Here is a 14,205-nt window from a genome sequence, read left to right on the forward strand (position 1 = left end):
GTGCTTTATCAGGATGCGCTTCATCCGTAGTGATTATAAACGTCAACTCTCCCAATCATGACGCAGACCCAGCGCGATTCGCGAAGCGATCCCTACGGGAATCGCCCCACCTCTCCTCCCGTCAGCAGACTGCCGCCCCTGGAAAGCGGCGACCACCTCTCGCGGGCCGAGTTTGAGCGGCGCTACGAGGCGATGCCCCATCTCAAAAAAGCCGAACTAATCGAAGGAGTCGTCTACGTGCCCGCTGCTCTCCGCTTTAGGAGTCATGGTAAACCCCATGCTCAGATGATGCTTTGGCTTTCCACCTATTGGCTTGCAACACCTGCCGTAGAAGTAGCAGATGCTCCAACCGTGCGGCTCGACCTAGACAATGAACCCCAGCCAGATATTGTGCTGCTGATTGACCCGGCTGCTGGTGGGCAGTCCCGCCTTAGCGAAGATGACTATATCGAGGGCGCACCAGAACTGATTGTCGAGATTGCCGCCAGCAGCGCCTCCATCGACCTCCACACCAAAAAGCAAGTCTATCGCCGCAGCGGGGTTCAAGAATATATTGTGTGGCGGAGCTTAGAAAACGGGCTGGACTGGTTCTATTTGAACGAAGGCGAATATCTTGTGCTGCCGCCCGATGCCGACGGCTTCCTTCGCAGCCGCATCTTTCCGGGGCTGTGGTTGGATGTGGTGGCGCTCTGTGGGGGAGACATGATGCAGGTGATGCAGGGATTGCAGACCGGCATCCAGTCTTCCGCCCATGCCGAGTTTGTGCAGCAGTTGGCGGCGCGGCGCAGCGGGCAGTTTTAGGAGAGGAGTCTCTGGAGTCTCTACTTTTAGGAAATGCACTTTTAGGAAATACTGCTTCAGGAAACGCTGCTTTAGGAAACGCTGCGCCAGGAAGCCCCACTAGGGAACCACATGGACTGGCGTACCAACCTGCACCATTTCAAACAGGGCAACCACGTCATCGTTGTACATGCGGATGCAGCCGTGGGAGGCAGCGCGTCCGATAGTTTCCTCGTTGGGAGTGCCGTGAAAGCCGATGGTGTTTTTGCCGTCTGTCCAGAAACCGATCCAGCGGACTCCCAGCGGGTTGCCGTGTCCTGGCGGCACGATTTCGCCCGTAAACGGATGCTGCCAGGTGGGGTGTTCCACCATGCTGATGACTTCGTAGCGACCGGTCGGCGTTTCCCAACCCGCTCGACCCACCGCGATGCGAAAGCTAGCTTTAATCTGCTCTTGCTCGTAGACATAGACGCGGCGATCGCTCAGATCGACCACCAGCGACACGGGCGATCGCCCTTCTGGTTCTGGCACAAACGGCTCAGCGGCTCCCAGCGCAGGCACATCAGGCCAGGTGGCGGCGGGCGCGATGGGGACGGCGCTGGGCGGCGGCGAGACAGGTGCTACGACGGGTTCAGTTCGCAGCGACCCCCACTCGACCAAGCTTCCCGGATTGGCGATCGCCGGACGTAGCCCCACCAGACCTACTATGGCCGGAGAAACCAGCCCCGCCGCAAACTGTATTGCTAACCGCCGAACGCCACGCACCAGCACCACCGCCTCCCCACGCAAAAACTGAGCCTAGTATAGCCCAGGGGTTGGGGATGGAAAGTCCTAGAGGGTGGGCGCAGGAGAGACACAACGCCAACCCTCCGTCTCCTTCATCGCCCTACCGCAGGCTCCTTCGCCAGGAACTTTTCCAACTCCGTCAGCGCTTCCGCATCCACCTTGGTCTGCATGGGGCAGAACTTTGGCCCGCACATCGAGCAAAACTCAGCAGTTTTATAGATATCGGCGGGCAGGGTTTCGTCGTGATACTCGCGGGCGCGTTCTGGATCGAGCGACAGGTCAAACTGGCGATTCCAGTCGAAGTGGTAGCGGGCGCGAGATAGCTCATCGTCGCGATCGCGGGCATGGGGGCGATGGCGGGCGACATCGGCAGCATGAGCAGCAATTTTGTAGGCAATCAGCCCGTTTCGCACGTCTTCGGCATTGGGCAGCCCCAGGTGTTCCTTGGGTGTGACGTAGCAGAGCATCGCGGTGCCGTGCCATCCGGCGATCGCCGCCCCAATCGCAGAGGTGATGTGGTCGTATCCGGGTGCAATATCCGTCACGAGCGGCCCCAATACGTAAAATGGTGCTTCGGAGCATTCCTCCATCTGCTTTTTCACGTTAAATTCGATTTGATCCATCGGAACATGGCCCGGGCCTTCAACCATCACCTGCACGTCCGATTCCCATGCTTTGCGCGTGAGATGACCAAGCGTTTTCAGTTCCGCAAGCTGGGCCGCATCGGAGGCATCGTGCAGGCAGCCCGGCCGCAGCGAGTCGCCCAGACTAAATGACACATCGTACTTTTTGAAAATCTCGATAATGTCTTGGAAGTGCGTGTAAAGCGGGTTTTGCTGGTGGTGGGCCAGCATCCAGCGGGCGATGATGCCGCCGCCGCGAGAGACGATTCCCGTGAGGCGATCGCGCACCAGCGGCAAATGCTCAATCAAAATTCCCGCATGAATCGTCATGTAGTCCACACCCTGCTGCGCGTGCTTTTCAATGACGTGCAAAAAGTCGTCGGGGGTCAGCTTTTCGATGTTGCCGTGGACGCTTTCCAATGCTTGATAAATCGGCACTGTGCCGATGGGAACAGGCGATGCAGCAATGATGGCCGAGCGAATCGCGTCCAAATCGCCGCCGCCTGTAGACAAGTCCATCACCGTATCTGCACCATATTTCACCGCCAGTTTCAGCTTATCCACTTCTTCTTGTAGGCTCGAAGAATTGGGCGACGCACCGATGTTTGCATTCACCTTGCAGCGGGTGGCTATGCCAATCCCCATCGGCTCCAGGTTCACATGATTCACATTGGCAGGGATGATCAGCCGTCCCCGCGCCACTTCCGAGCGAATCAGTTCCACAGGCAACTGCTCGCGCTCAGCCACAAACTGCATTTCTTCCGTCACAACGCCTTGTCGAGCAAAGTGCATTTGAGACACGTTGCTCTGTCCGCGTCGCTTGGCGACCCAGGATGCTCTCATATTTAGTTCCTCAGATAAACAGCTTCCCTCCGCTGGTGCTAACCAGTCTCAGGTTCTCAGGGTGTAATCTCAGCCTGAATCGCTCAGGCACCCCTAGCTGCGTTTGTTATACCATTCCTGGCAGGAGAATCCAAGAAACCGATTGCAAAACAGAGGAATTCTTTGCAAAACGTTCGATCGCAGGTGTTCAGTCCTGGTCGCGTCTAGTCCTGGTCGCGTCTAGTTCTGGTCGCCTAGTTCTGGTCGCCTAGTTCTGTTCACCCAACTGGGCTTGCTCCATGCTGTCCAGCAGCGGACTATTCCGCAAAATGGAAGGTTGCGCCAGCCGCTGACCGTCTGCCACAAGGACTGCGCCTTCGCCAGCCTCATCTCCGCCACAGGCAACGGCCCGCAGTTTGGCATAAAACGCCGACGCTTCAATGCGGGGAATAATCGGCACGTACTGATGGATTGGGTTCTGGGCCACGCTGCCCCGCCCCCACCAGCCGAAAGCGTCTTCGTTCTCGGTTGGGCCTGGCTGGTCTTCGGTTGTCGCAGCTACGTTTGTTGCAGCTATATTGCTCGGCTCCGAAGCCTCTTGAGGGTCTAACGGAGGGGCTGATTGGAGGTTTGGTTGAGGGTCTAGTCTAGAGTCTAATTGAGAGTCTGAACCTGAGGAGTCTGCGCTCGGATCAGACTGATCCGCAGGCAGTTCAGCGTCTGCGAGTTCAGATTCGCTGGGTGGGGCGATCGCCCTATCCACAGAACCAGGTTCATCCAGTGCAGACTCCGAAGAAAATACGGAGGTGGATTGGTTTTGGCGAGCAGGCGTTTGAGAAGCGGTTGATTGAGAAACCGATGATTGAGAAATAGTAGCACTGGCTGAGGGAGCCGCCGAAAACCCGCCGAATCGACCGCTCACCACTCGTTCAAAATCTGGCGTGTAGTGGGGAATGGGCTGTCCCCGCCGCCGCCACACGGCCAAGATTTGCCCCACTGATACGGCTCGGTAGCGTCCTTGATACAGCGCTTCGACGATGGCTGCCCGAATCCAGTGTGCCGGGTGGTTGACCGCCCAATAGCTCACCAAATAGTCCGCCGCGAAGCCGTCCATGTCAAACCCGTAGCCGTTGAGCAGTGCCACGGCATCCAGAATGGCGGGGTCGCGGGCTGGATGAGTCATAACGCTTAGTATCGTCGGGAAATCCGCCAGTATCGGGATTTTGGCTTGCTTACACCATATCCCAAGAAATGAAATGCTGCATCTATCTTGCAATAGTCGGCAATGATATCGACTGAGGCCGTTGCCTTTGCGACTGTTTTTGCGATTGTTTTGGCGACTGTTCTAGAGGGACGGGTCTACTGACGGATCTCCGATATCTGCACCTACGATATCTGCACCTACGGCAGTTGCCAGATCTGGCAGCCAGGGCAAATCCGTGACACCCGGATCAAGGCCCAACTGTGATAGCAGCGTAGTGATCTGTCCTCGGTGGTGCGTTTGATGGTTAAACAGATGCACCACTAGTGTCCAAGTCGGCAGCGTATGCGTTTTGCCATCAGCCTTGCTGTGAAATGTGAAGGGTTGTGCCAGCCAGTCGGCTGTAATCCTCTAAACCCAGATCAGAATTTCCTTGTCGCACTGTTCCCGTGCCTGTCGCAGTTCGTCAAAATTCTCATAAAGGTCTTGCCCAATTGCCAAACCCGTCAGAGGTTGATGGGTAAACCGTCCTAGCCAAGCGCGATCGCCATACAGCAAATGATTCAGCGTGCCGTGAATAGACTTGAAAAATGCGCCCCGATCTTGACGGCGATCGCCATCAGACATCTCAGCGCACAGGGCATACAGCCTGAAGTTCATCCACTGGTTGTATTTCGCCATCATCTGGCAATAATCCACATCAATCATAAAGCGCCCTCCCACAAGCCTGAACGCCTTTATGCTAGCGGAACTCAGCGGCTGCCAAGAGTCTGGAGCGATCGCCTTTCTTGCAGAACTCAAGAAAACCGAACCTGAGAGTAGTTTACATTTGTTAACTTTTGCGTTACATTTATTTACATAAGGTTTTAAGGAGGTTTGACATGAGAGGAGTTGTTACCGAAGAGCAGGGCAGACAAAATATTTACGCTGTTGAGCCGCAGATGTATGTAGATAGCGAAGCGCGGACTGGCTTTACGGAATATGCAGAAAAGCTCAACGGTCGGCTGGCGATGATTGGCTTTGTATCGATGCTGCTGCTAGAAGCTCTCACGCACCAGGGATTGGTCAGCCTCCTGCAAAACCTCTAAGGTTCTGGTTGGCAACTGCTTTGAACTGAGAGATGAATTGAAGTGGGCCAGACGAGGCATTTCCGTCTGGCTCATTTTTGCAGATTCTCTTGATTACTACTGGGTCTGCTGATCCTTGAACGTTAAGGTGGACGTTCGGGTCAAGGATTGGGAATTGCCCGGATCACCCTGCCTATCCCTGATCCTTGAACGTTAAGGTGGACGTTCGGGTCAAGAGGTTTCGGCGATCGCCACCAGAGACAGCACTCTCGGCAGCACGTCCTCCGGCTGAATCGGTTTGGTGATGCAAGAATCGGCAGCGGCGATCGCGGGTGCTGCGTAGGGTGAAGCTTCATCACTTGCCAGGGCAATCACTTTCAAATGCTGGGTAATTGGGCTATGGCGCAAGTTGTGAATTAGCTCCGCGCCCGCATTTTCGGGCGACTGCACATCAACGATGACCGCATCTGGCTGGAGTAGCTCGATCTGGCTAAAGGCGGTGGAGCCTTCTAGAACCCACACCACCTGATATCCTGCCGCCGTCAGCATGTCGCAGATGATGTTGGCCGTTAGCTCATCATTTTCCACCAGCACCACCCGTCCCAAAATGGTGCGCCCCAGCCCATCCAAGGCCGGAATGGGCGCAGTTGCCTCCGCTGCATCGTCTTTTGAGCGGGCCGGAAGCTGAACCGTAAACACCGACCCCACGCCCACCGTAGAATCGACCATAATCCGCCCACCGTGCAGATCCACAAGTTGCTTGGTTAGCGCTAGCCCCAAGCCTGTGCCCTGATAGAGCCGCTGGTAGGAGCTATCAAGCTGCTGAAATTTCTGGAAGAGCAAGGGGCGCTGCTGTTCGGGAATGCCGATGCCCGTGTCGATCACCTGGAATATGGCGTATTGAGGATCGGCCATCACTCGCAGCGTCACCTTGCCGCCTGCTGCGGTGAACTTCACGGCGTTGCTGAGCAGATTCAGCAAAATCTGCTTGACCCGATGCGGATCGGCGACGAAGCGATCGCGGCTAGGGTCAATTCGCAGATCCAGCGCCAGCTCTACGCCCTGCTTCAGGGCAGTTTCTTCGACTGTTTTCATGCTCTGCTGAGCCATCATCGTCAGCGAAAATGGACTCAGCTTTAGCACGGCCCGCCCCGACTCCACCTGCGACAGGTCGAGGATGTCGTTGATGAGTTCTAGCAAGTGCTGCCCGCTGTCATGAATCGTCTGCAAAAAGCTGCGCTGACGCGGACTGAGTTCCCCCAGAGACCAGCGCAGCAGCGTGGCAGACATACCAATAATGGTGGTTAGCGGGGTTCGCAATTCATGGCTAACTGCGGCCAGAAACTCACTCTTGGCGCGATTCGCGGTCTGGGCTGCCAGCACCGCCTCCTGCAAGTCGTGGGTGCGGGCGACGACCTGCTGCTCTAGCGACGAGCGCTCTGGTTCTATCGACAGTTCAGGATTCGTGAGCAGAGCTACCAGTCGCCGGGTAAATTCCGTCTGGGCGAGGGGATCGTTGGGCTGGAGGCGATCGCCCGCCGCCTGTAGCGCCGCCATTAGGTCTGCCTCGGTCTGACACAGTTCCATCAGGGATTGCAAAAAGGTGGCGATCGCCCCCGGATCAAAGGTCAAATCCACCCGCTGCGATTCCTCGGCAGCATCCAAATCACCAGCCTGTCCGGGCACATTAGTCCCCTCAGACTGCCAGCCGCTCAGCAGCACGCTAAAGGGGCGCGACACCAGCACCATAAACTGCTTGCCATCCGGCAGTTGCGTCTGTACTGCCAGCGGCAGCGTCGTCGCCCCCAACAGCAGCGCCCCATCGCCAGAAGACTGGACCCACAGCGCCATCTGTTGAAGCAAATCCTGAAGCTGATGCAGTACTGCCAGCGGCAAAATCAGAGAATCAACCGACGGTTCGGGCGTGGGCATATGGGATGAGTGCAGCAGCGACGGAAACCAGTCTCTCTCCGCTGCCTGGAGATGAGATGCAGGGGGCACGATGGAACGCTAGACAGGAGGACTCTGGACTAGGAGTTTAACAACCGTTCATTATGGTATCCTGCGAGTCTACCTGGCGCTGGGAGGCATAAGGATTTTGAAAGATGTTCACCCCAGAGCATAGATTTTCAACAATACGATGCATCGACTAGCCGCCAGCCCTGGAGGCTGGAATCCCGACACCGAGGGCGTGATTTTTCTGGAGCAAACGCCCGCGCCTATCGTTTTCCTGACTGCCGCCGACACGGATATCCAGAGCCTTGCCCACGCCCTGCCCCACCTGCCTGCTGGCGTTCCGGCCCTGCGCGTTGCCAGCCTCCTCCAGCTTCAGCAGCAGCTCAGCATTGACACCTACGCCGAAGAAGTCCTCAGCCAGGCCCAGGTCATTATTCTGCGCCTGCTGGGTGGCCGCGCCTACTGGCCTTACGGGCTAGAAGTGCTAAAGCAAACCGCTGCCCAAACGGGCGCAACCTTGTTTGTGCTGCCCGGAGACGATCGCCCCGATCCTGATCTGCTCAGCCACTCTACCGCCCCCCTCGCTGCCGTCCACCGTCTCTGGCGATACCTCACTGAAGGCGGCCGCGAAAACTGGGTCAATGCCCTGCTATTTCTGGCGGACGAGTGCTTTGGCCAGTCCTTTAGTCCATCGTTTCCCCAGCCTGTTCCTAAGATTGGCGTGTACGCTGCTTCAGGCATTTGCAAACCGCCCAGGCAAGCGTCCAACCCCCAGCCTGCCCCAAACGTCGCCCTCCTGTTCTACCGCGCCCACTACTTGGCAGGAAACACGCAGCCCATCGAGGCGCTGTGCGAACTGCTGGCGGCGCGAGGAATGCAGCCGATTCCGGTATTTGTCTCCTCGCTGCGCGATCCAGACGTGCAGGCGGAACTGCTGACGCTGCTCCAGCCCAAGGACGAAGAAGCCGTGCAGGTGGTGCTGAATACGACGAGCTTTTCGCTGGCACGACTGGAGGACGACGCGCCGGATGTGAGCCTGTGGACCCGGCTGGATGCGCCCGTGCTTCAGGTCATTCTCAGCGGCGGCACGCGGGAGCAGTGGCAGGCTCAAAGCCGGGGGCTGTCGCCGCGCGACGTAGCGATGAATGTGGCGTTGCCGGAGGTGGATGGGCGGATTATCAGCCGGGCCGTGTCGTTCAAAACTTTGCAGACACGACATGACGGGCTGGAAACCGATGTGGTGGAGTATGCAGCGGTGGGCGATCGCCTCCAGTTTGTCGCCGATCTGGCCGCCGCCTGGGTGCGCCTTCGCCAAACGCCCCCCGCAGAGCGCCGCATTGCGCTGATCTTGGCCAACTATCCCACCCGCAACGGCCGCCTTGCCAACGGCGTTGGCCTCGACACCCCCGCCAGCACTGTCGAAATCCTGAAGGCCCTGAAGCAAGCGGGCTACACCCTGAGCGATATTCCCGCCACGGGCGACGACCTGATCCACCGCCTCACCGCCGGCCCCACCAACGACCCCGAAGCCCAGCACCGCCCTATCGCCCAATCCCTCTCCCTGAGCGACTACTGGGCCTATTTTCAAACCCTGCCGCCGACAGTGCAAACGCAACTGGGCGATCGCTGGGGAGATGGGTGGTGTCAGGAGTCTCAGGACGGCGTTCCCATTCCCGGCATCCAGCTTGGCAATGTTTTTATCGGCATCCAGCCCAGTCGCGGTTATGACCTCGACCCCAGCTTGAACTACCACGCGCCAGACCTGGAGCCAACCCATGCGTACCTGGCGTTTTATCACTGGGTGCGATCGCACTTTGGGGCCCATGCCGTCGTTCATGTGGGCAAGCACGGCAACCTGGAGTGGCTACCCGGCAAGAGCGTGGCGCTATCGGCCACCTGCTATCCCGAAATTGCCCTGGGCCCGCTGCCCCATCTCTATCCCTTTATCGTCAATGATCCGGGCGAAGGCTCCCAGGCAAAGCGCCGCGCCCAGGCGGTGATTATTGACCACCTCACGCCGCCCCTCACCCGCGCCGAACTTTACGGCCCGCTCCAGCAGCTTGAGGCGCTGGTGGATGAATACTACGAGGCGCAAAGCCTTGACCCGTCGCGGCTACCTGTTATCCGCGATCGCCTCCTAGCCCTGTTCCAGCAAACCCAGGTTTTGCAGGATTTGGGGCTAACGGCTGACTCTGCCGATTCTAGGGAAATTGAGGCGCTCCTGCCCAACCTCGACACCTATCTGTGCGAACTCAAAGAGGCCCAGATCCGCGACGGGCTGCATATTCTAGGACAATGCCCCAGCGGACGGCAGTTGCGAGATCTGGTTGTGGCGATCGCCCGCCATCCCACACCGGGATACGTCGGGTTGACAAGGGCGATCGCCGTGCGCTGGCATCTCGACCTCGATCCGCTCACTGCCGACCCCGCCCAGCCCCTCACGCCAGACCAAATCCACCGGACGCTCACCGTCCCCAAACTCGCTGCGAACCCCGCCACCCTCCGCAACGCCGCCGACCTGATCGACCTGATCGAGCAAGAAGCCGCCGCCCAGGTTGAACGAGCCATTGGAGACCTTGGAGATCAAGTTGGAAATCAAATCGGGGAGCAACATCCAGGTCATCCAGTCACAGAGCACACAGATCACGAAGCTAGGCATCCCCTCCCCCCAGACCTCTTGCCCGCCCTCCGCGCCACTCCCCAGGAACTCATCCACCTGTTGCGTGGGCTGGACGGGTGCTATGTGCCTAGTGGGGCTTCTGGTGCGCCGACGCGGGGGCGACCTGAAGTGCTGCCGACGGGGCGCAATTTCTACTCGGTGGATATCCGCGCCATTCCGACGGAAAGCGCCTGGGATGTCGGCCGCAGAGCAGCAGAGGCGCTGGTGGAACGCTATACCCAGGAACACGGCGACTATCCACAAACGCTGGGGCTGTCGATGTGGGGCACGGCGACCATGCGGACGGGTGGCGACGACCTGGCGGAAGCGCTGGCGCTGCTGGGCGTGCGGCCCGTGTGGGATGGCGCGTCGCGGCGCGTGGTGGATTTTGAAATTCTGCCTGTGTCTCTGCTAGGTCGGCCGCGGGTGGATGTAACGCTGCGAATTTCCGGCTTTTTTCGCGATGCCTTTCCCAATCTAATCGACCTGTTTCACCAAGCGGTAACGGCGGTGTCCCAACTGGATGAGCCGCCCGCAGACAATCCCCTAGCGGCGCGGGTGCGACAGGAGGCGACCCAGTGGCAGGCGGCGGGGCTGACCCCAGAACAGGCAGAAGGGCGATCGCGCTACCGAATTTTTGGCTCCAAGCCAGGAGCCTACGGCGCGGGGCTACAGGGCCTAATCGACGCGCAAAACTGGACGACCGACGCCGACCTGGCCCGCGCCTATATCAATTGGAGCAGCTATGCCTACACGGGGCAGGGCGAGGGACGCGCCGCGCCGGAAGCCCTTGAGTCGCGCCTGAAATCCCTGCAAATCGTGCTGCACAACCAGGACAACCGCGAACATGACCTGCTCGATTCAGACGACTATTACCAGTTTCAGGGCGGCATGACGGTGGCCACCCGCGCCCTCACGGGGCAAACCCCGCAGATCTATTTTGGCGACCATGCCCTACCCGAAGCGCCCAAAATCCGCACTTTGCAGGAAGAAATCGCCCGCGTCTATCGCTCTCGCGTGATTAACCCCAAGTGGATCGAGGGCGTAATGCGGCACGGCTATAAAGGCGCGTTTGAGATGGCGGCGACGGTGGATTATCTGTTTGCCTACGACGCGACGACCCGCTGCGTGGCGGACTATATGTATGAAGGCGTGGCACAAGCCTACGTGCTGGATGAAACAGTGCAGGCGTTTGTGCAGGACAAAAATCCTTGGGCCCTGCGCGACATGGCCGAGCGGCTGCTGGAGGCGCACCAGCGGGGGCTATGGGCGCAGGCTCCGGGGGATGTGCTAAATCGACTGAGGGCGATCGCCCTCCAGGCCGAGGCCCACATCGAATCTCGCCTGTAAGTCTCCCAACCCATAAGCCCCCCAACCTGCAAGCCTCCCAACCTGCAAATCTCTCGAACACAGAGATCTCGCAAAGGAAAATTCATATACGGTTCTTTGGCGTTGCCATGTGCATTACGCTTTGAGCCGATTTGAAAGCGCTACTATACAGGCAAGATCTCTAATCTTTTGCCAGCCCTCCCTAAACGCATGACTCCCTTCCGCCGGGTTCTCACGGGCGCGGTTTTGTTCCTGATCACCATCATCGTGGCCACGGCCGGATATATGGTTGCGGGCTGGACGTTTCTAGACGCGATTTATCAGGTTGTCATCACGGTCTTTGGCGTTGGCTTTGGCGAAGTGAATCCGATTACAACGCCAACCCTGCGCCTATTTACCATGCTGGTCATTATTGGCGGCACTTCCTCAGCAGTCTACGCCGTGGGAGGAATTGTGCAGATGATTACTGAGGGAGAAATCAATCGGGCGCTGGGAGTCAGACGGATGCTAAAAGCCATTGAAACCCTGGAAAATCACACGATTATTTGCGGCTTTGGGCGCATGGGGCAAATCCTGGCGCGGGAGCTGAAAGACAAGCAAAAGCCCTTCGTCATTGTTGATAACGATGCCGGCCGCGTGGTTGAGGCCCAGGAAATGAGCTATCTGGTGATCAGCGGCAACGCAACGGATGAAGAAGTGCTAGAGCTAGCAGGGATTCGGCGAGCCAGATACTTGGCGACCGTCCTGCCAGACGATGCGGCAAATGTGTTTATCACGCTGACATCGCGGGGCATGAACCCGGCCCTGTCCATTTTGGCGCGGGGGGAATATCCTAGCACCGAGCGCAAACTCCGGCTTGCGGGCGCAAACCATGTCGTGCTGCCCGCCACCATCTGCGCGATGCGAATGTCCCAAATGATTACGCACCCGGCCTCCCTTGACTTGCTGAACCACAACGACGGCAGTAGTACACTGAATGAATTGCTGGGAAATCTGGACATGCAGCTCGACGAGTTGCGGGTGTCTCGTGGTTCGGCTCTAATTGGCAGCTTTGTAAAAGACCTAGAAGTGCGGGGGCGCGGGCAGGTCGGCCGCACCTATCTGATTGTGGCCCTGCGACGAGCAGACGGAACCTTGATTATGAATCCTGGTTCCACCGTTGTGCTGCATGAGGATGACACGGTGATTGTGATGGGGCACAGGGGCGACATGCCCAAGCTGTCCGAAGAACTGTCGCTCAAACGGCAAATTCGCTATCGTGGTGCAAAGCTTTAGTAGACGAATGGTATAGCACTACGTATTTGGGTTAGGACGTTATCATAGAGCCATCAGGAGAGTTTAGGAACACCTATGCCCGCCCCCTTACAGCTACGACTTGCGTTGCAAAGCGATTGAAGCCGTGAAACAAGGTCACCGCAAAGTTGATGTCTGTCGAATGTTCAACATCAGTCGCAATACCTTAGACCTGTGGTTGAAACGGGAAAAAGAAACGGGAGATTGCCGAGCGATGACTGGGTTTCAGCGAGGAAATCGGCATAAGATTACCGACTGGTCGCGCTTTCGTGAGTTTGTCAAGCAGCATGGGGATCAGACCCAAGCGAGACTGGCAACCCTGTGGGGGGATAATGTGACACAGCAGGACATCAGTCGAGCCTTGCGAAAGATTGGGTTTAGTCGAAAAAAAAGACCTATGGCTATCGGGAACGAGACGACCTGAAGCGACAGGAGTTTCAAGAGCGCTTGAGGAGTAAGCTGCCGCATCAGGTTGTCTATGTCGATGAAGCAGGCATTGATCATCGAGACGTGTATCCCTACGGCTACTGCGAGGTTGGAGACCGCTTCTATGGGCTTAAATCAGGAAAACGCACCGAACGAGTCAGTTGGATTGCGGCCTTACGAGAGAACAGCCTCTTTGCGCCAATGACCTTTGCTGGCTCGTGCAACCGGGATTTAGTGGAGAGGGGGTTGGAGGAGTGCTTAGTCCCCCAACTGCGAGCGGGAGATGTGATTGTGATTGACAATGCCAGTTTCCATCATTCTCAAACCATTGAAGAGATCGTGGCTCAAGCAGGGTGTGAGATTTGGTATTTACCCCCTTATTCCCCAGACTTGAACGAGATTGAGCATTGGTGGTTTGTGCTGAAGAATTGGATGCGGCAACGCTGGGATGAGTTTGATAACTTTCGCGATTGTGTGGATGCTGCTTTTAGAGAATGCTCTAACGTGACTGCGTAGGGCTATATCACCTAAAATCTGGAATTAACCCGACGGTTTTCGTATAACACCCCTAGATGGGCAGCTATCTAGAAACTTTCCGTCTAAGTAGGTGGGACATTAATAAATATAAAACCCAAAGAACCTGTGCCGCCCGCGCAGCGGGCGGCACAGGGTTCAGGATCTGTTTTTTAATCTGGTCTATCTACTTAGTAATATTTTTAACCCTCGCATGATTCGCGATCGCCTCATTCCAGCTTTGAAGCGCGAGTTCGCTGGTTGGGAGATTCAGTTCGACTCTCCGCCGCAGCCGATAGCTACTTTCCCTGCGGCCCAGCCCGCTGTCGGCAGAGTTTTCGTCTATGACGACGGCGACGAGGCGACAGTTTTGATCGAGAAGATTACGCACAGTCATTTCAATCCTTATGACAAGAAGCTTTCAGAGCCGCAGAGAGATGAGATTGTGACCGAAGATGTCCTGGATTTTCTCCAGGCTTTGTTCAGTGATCGCGTCCTTTTGCATTGCACCCTGGACGGTCGTATGGGTGGTTGGACGAGATTGGATTTGCAGAATGGATCAGTTGAGTTATCGCCCGCCCGCCGGTATTTTCTGTGGTCGCGCCCCTACACGCTATGACAACCGGACGCAAAGGTTGAGTCGCGACAGACTTGGGTGAGTGTGCAACGTCCCAAAAGGTATCCGGGGGCGATCGCCCAGAGGTGCGGGTGCAGGGAGATGAAGGGCGATCGCCGAAAGATGCTGGTACA

General features: G+C 57.4%; 10 protein-coding genes, 1 pseudogene and 1 riboswitch. Of the genes and pseudogenes, 6 read left to right on the forward strand and 5 right to left on the reverse strand.

Features of this window, described 5'->3' with window-relative positions:
* The first annotated feature begins 57 nt into the window (after positions 1 to 57).
* Entirely contained in the window at positions 58 to 801 is a 744-nt protein-coding gene (locus JTM80_RS19405) for a Uma2 family endonuclease (protein ID WP_172355228.1), read from the forward strand.
* A 99-nt stretch (positions 802 to 900) separates the two neighbouring features.
* Here the strand turns inward: JTM80_RS19405 and JTM80_RS19410 are convergent, their stop codons facing one another.
* From JTM80_RS19410 to JTM80_RS19425, 4 genes and pseudogenes are all read right to left on the reverse strand, one after another.
* Positions 901 to 1,554 (reverse strand): L,D-transpeptidase, encoded by a 654-nt coding sequence (locus JTM80_RS19410; protein ID WP_225906686.1) that lies wholly within the window; start codon positions 1,552 to 1,554, stop codon positions 901 to 903.
* A 104-nt stretch (positions 1,555 to 1,658) separates the two neighbouring features.
* Positions 1,659 to 3,032, reverse strand: coding sequence for a phosphomethylpyrimidine synthase (gene thiC / locus JTM80_RS19415; protein WP_172355230.1), 1,374 nt, complete (start codon positions 3,030 to 3,032; stop codon positions 1,659 to 1,661).
* 7 nt (positions 3,033 to 3,039) lie between these two features.
* A riboswitch (TPP riboswitch) is annotated at positions 3,040 to 3,137 on the reverse strand.
* Between the two features lie 142 nt (positions 3,138 to 3,279).
* Positions 3,280 to 4,194, reverse strand: coding sequence for a hypothetical protein (locus JTM80_RS19420; protein WP_172355232.1), 915 nt, complete (start codon positions 4,192 to 4,194; stop codon positions 3,280 to 3,282).
* Positions 4,195 to 4,356: 162 nt separating this feature from the next.
* A pseudogene (locus JTM80_RS19425) lies at positions 4,357 to 4,920 on the reverse strand (DinB family protein).
* Between the two features lie 173 nt (positions 4,921 to 5,093).
* On the opposite strand from JTM80_RS19425, the gene JTM80_RS19430 reads away from it, so the two are divergent.
* Positions 5,094 to 5,300 (forward strand): chlorophyll a/b-binding protein, encoded by a 207-nt coding sequence (locus tag JTM80_RS19430; protein ID WP_172355234.1) that lies wholly within the window; start codon positions 5,094 to 5,096, stop codon positions 5,298 to 5,300.
* A gap of 210 nt (positions 5,301 to 5,510) precedes the next feature.
* Here the strand turns inward: JTM80_RS19430 and JTM80_RS19435 are convergent, their stop codons facing one another.
* Positions 5,511 to 7,280 (reverse strand): ATP-binding protein, encoded by a 1,770-nt coding sequence (locus JTM80_RS19435; RefSeq protein ID WP_172355236.1) that lies wholly within the window; start codon positions 7,278 to 7,280, stop codon positions 5,511 to 5,513.
* A 139-nt stretch (positions 7,281 to 7,419) separates the two neighbouring features.
* Here JTM80_RS19435 and cobN point away from each other — a divergent pair, with 139 nt between their 5' ends.
* The 4 genes from cobN to JTM80_RS19455 all read left to right on the forward strand — a co-directional run bounded on the left by cobN (position 7,420) and on the right by JTM80_RS19455 (position 14,074).
* Entirely contained in the window at positions 7,420 to 11,244 is a 3,825-nt protein-coding gene (cobN, locus tag JTM80_RS19440) for a cobaltochelatase subunit CobN (RefSeq protein ID WP_205370126.1), read from the forward strand.
* Positions 11,245 to 11,433: 189 nt separating this feature from the next.
* Positions 11,434 to 12,498, forward strand: coding sequence for a TrkA family potassium uptake protein (locus JTM80_RS19445; protein WP_205370127.1), 1,065 nt, complete (start codon positions 11,434 to 11,436; stop codon positions 12,496 to 12,498).
* Between the two features lie 100 nt (positions 12,499 to 12,598).
* Positions 12,599 to 13,458 (forward strand): IS630 family transposase gene (locus JTM80_RS19450; protein ID WP_205369727.1). Its coding sequence is split into 2 segments (ribosomal slippage): positions 12,599 to 12,901 and positions 12,904 to 13,458, totalling 858 coding nucleotides; the frame shifts between segments, so codons are not numbered across the junction.
* 211 nt (positions 13,459 to 13,669) lie between these two features.
* Positions 13,670 to 14,074, forward strand: a complete 405-nt coding sequence (locus tag JTM80_RS19455) for a hypothetical protein (protein ID WP_172355242.1) — start codon at positions 13,670 to 13,672, stop codon at positions 14,072 to 14,074.
* The last annotated feature ends 131 nt before the right edge of the window (positions 14,075 to 14,205 follow it).

The sequence above is a fragment of the Thermoleptolyngbya sp. PKUAC-SCTB121 genome (genome assembly GCF_016919485.1).
GTDB classification, from domain to species: Bacteria; Cyanobacteriota; Cyanobacteriia; order Elainellales; family Elainellaceae; genus Thermoleptolyngbya; species Thermoleptolyngbya sichuanensis.

Excerpts from the sequence above, each read along its gene's own strand:
- JTM80_RS19405 (WP_172355228.1), top strand. The coding sequence starts at position 58 with ATGACGCAGACCCAGCGCGATTCGCGAAGCGATCCCTACGGGAATCGC.
- thiC (WP_172355230.1), bottom strand. The coding sequence starts at position 3,032 with ATGAGAGCATCCTGGGTCGCCAAGCGACGCGGACAGAGCAACGTGTCT.
- JTM80_RS19420 (WP_172355232.1), bottom strand. The coding sequence starts at position 4,194 with ATGACTCATCCAGCCCGCGACCCCGCCATTCTGGATGCCGTGGCACTG.
- JTM80_RS19430 (WP_172355234.1), top strand. The coding sequence starts at position 5,094 with ATGAGAGGAGTTGTTACCGAAGAGCAGGGCAGACAAAATATTTACGCT.
- cobN (WP_205370126.1), top strand. The coding sequence starts at position 7,420 with ATGCATCGACTAGCCGCCAGCCCTGGAGGCTGGAATCCCGACACCGAG.
- JTM80_RS19445 (WP_205370127.1), top strand. The coding sequence starts at position 11,434 with ATGACTCCCTTCCGCCGGGTTCTCACGGGCGCGGTTTTGTTCCTGATC.
- JTM80_RS19455 (WP_172355242.1), top strand. The coding sequence starts at position 13,670 with ATGATTCGCGATCGCCTCATTCCAGCTTTGAAGCGCGAGTTCGCTGGT.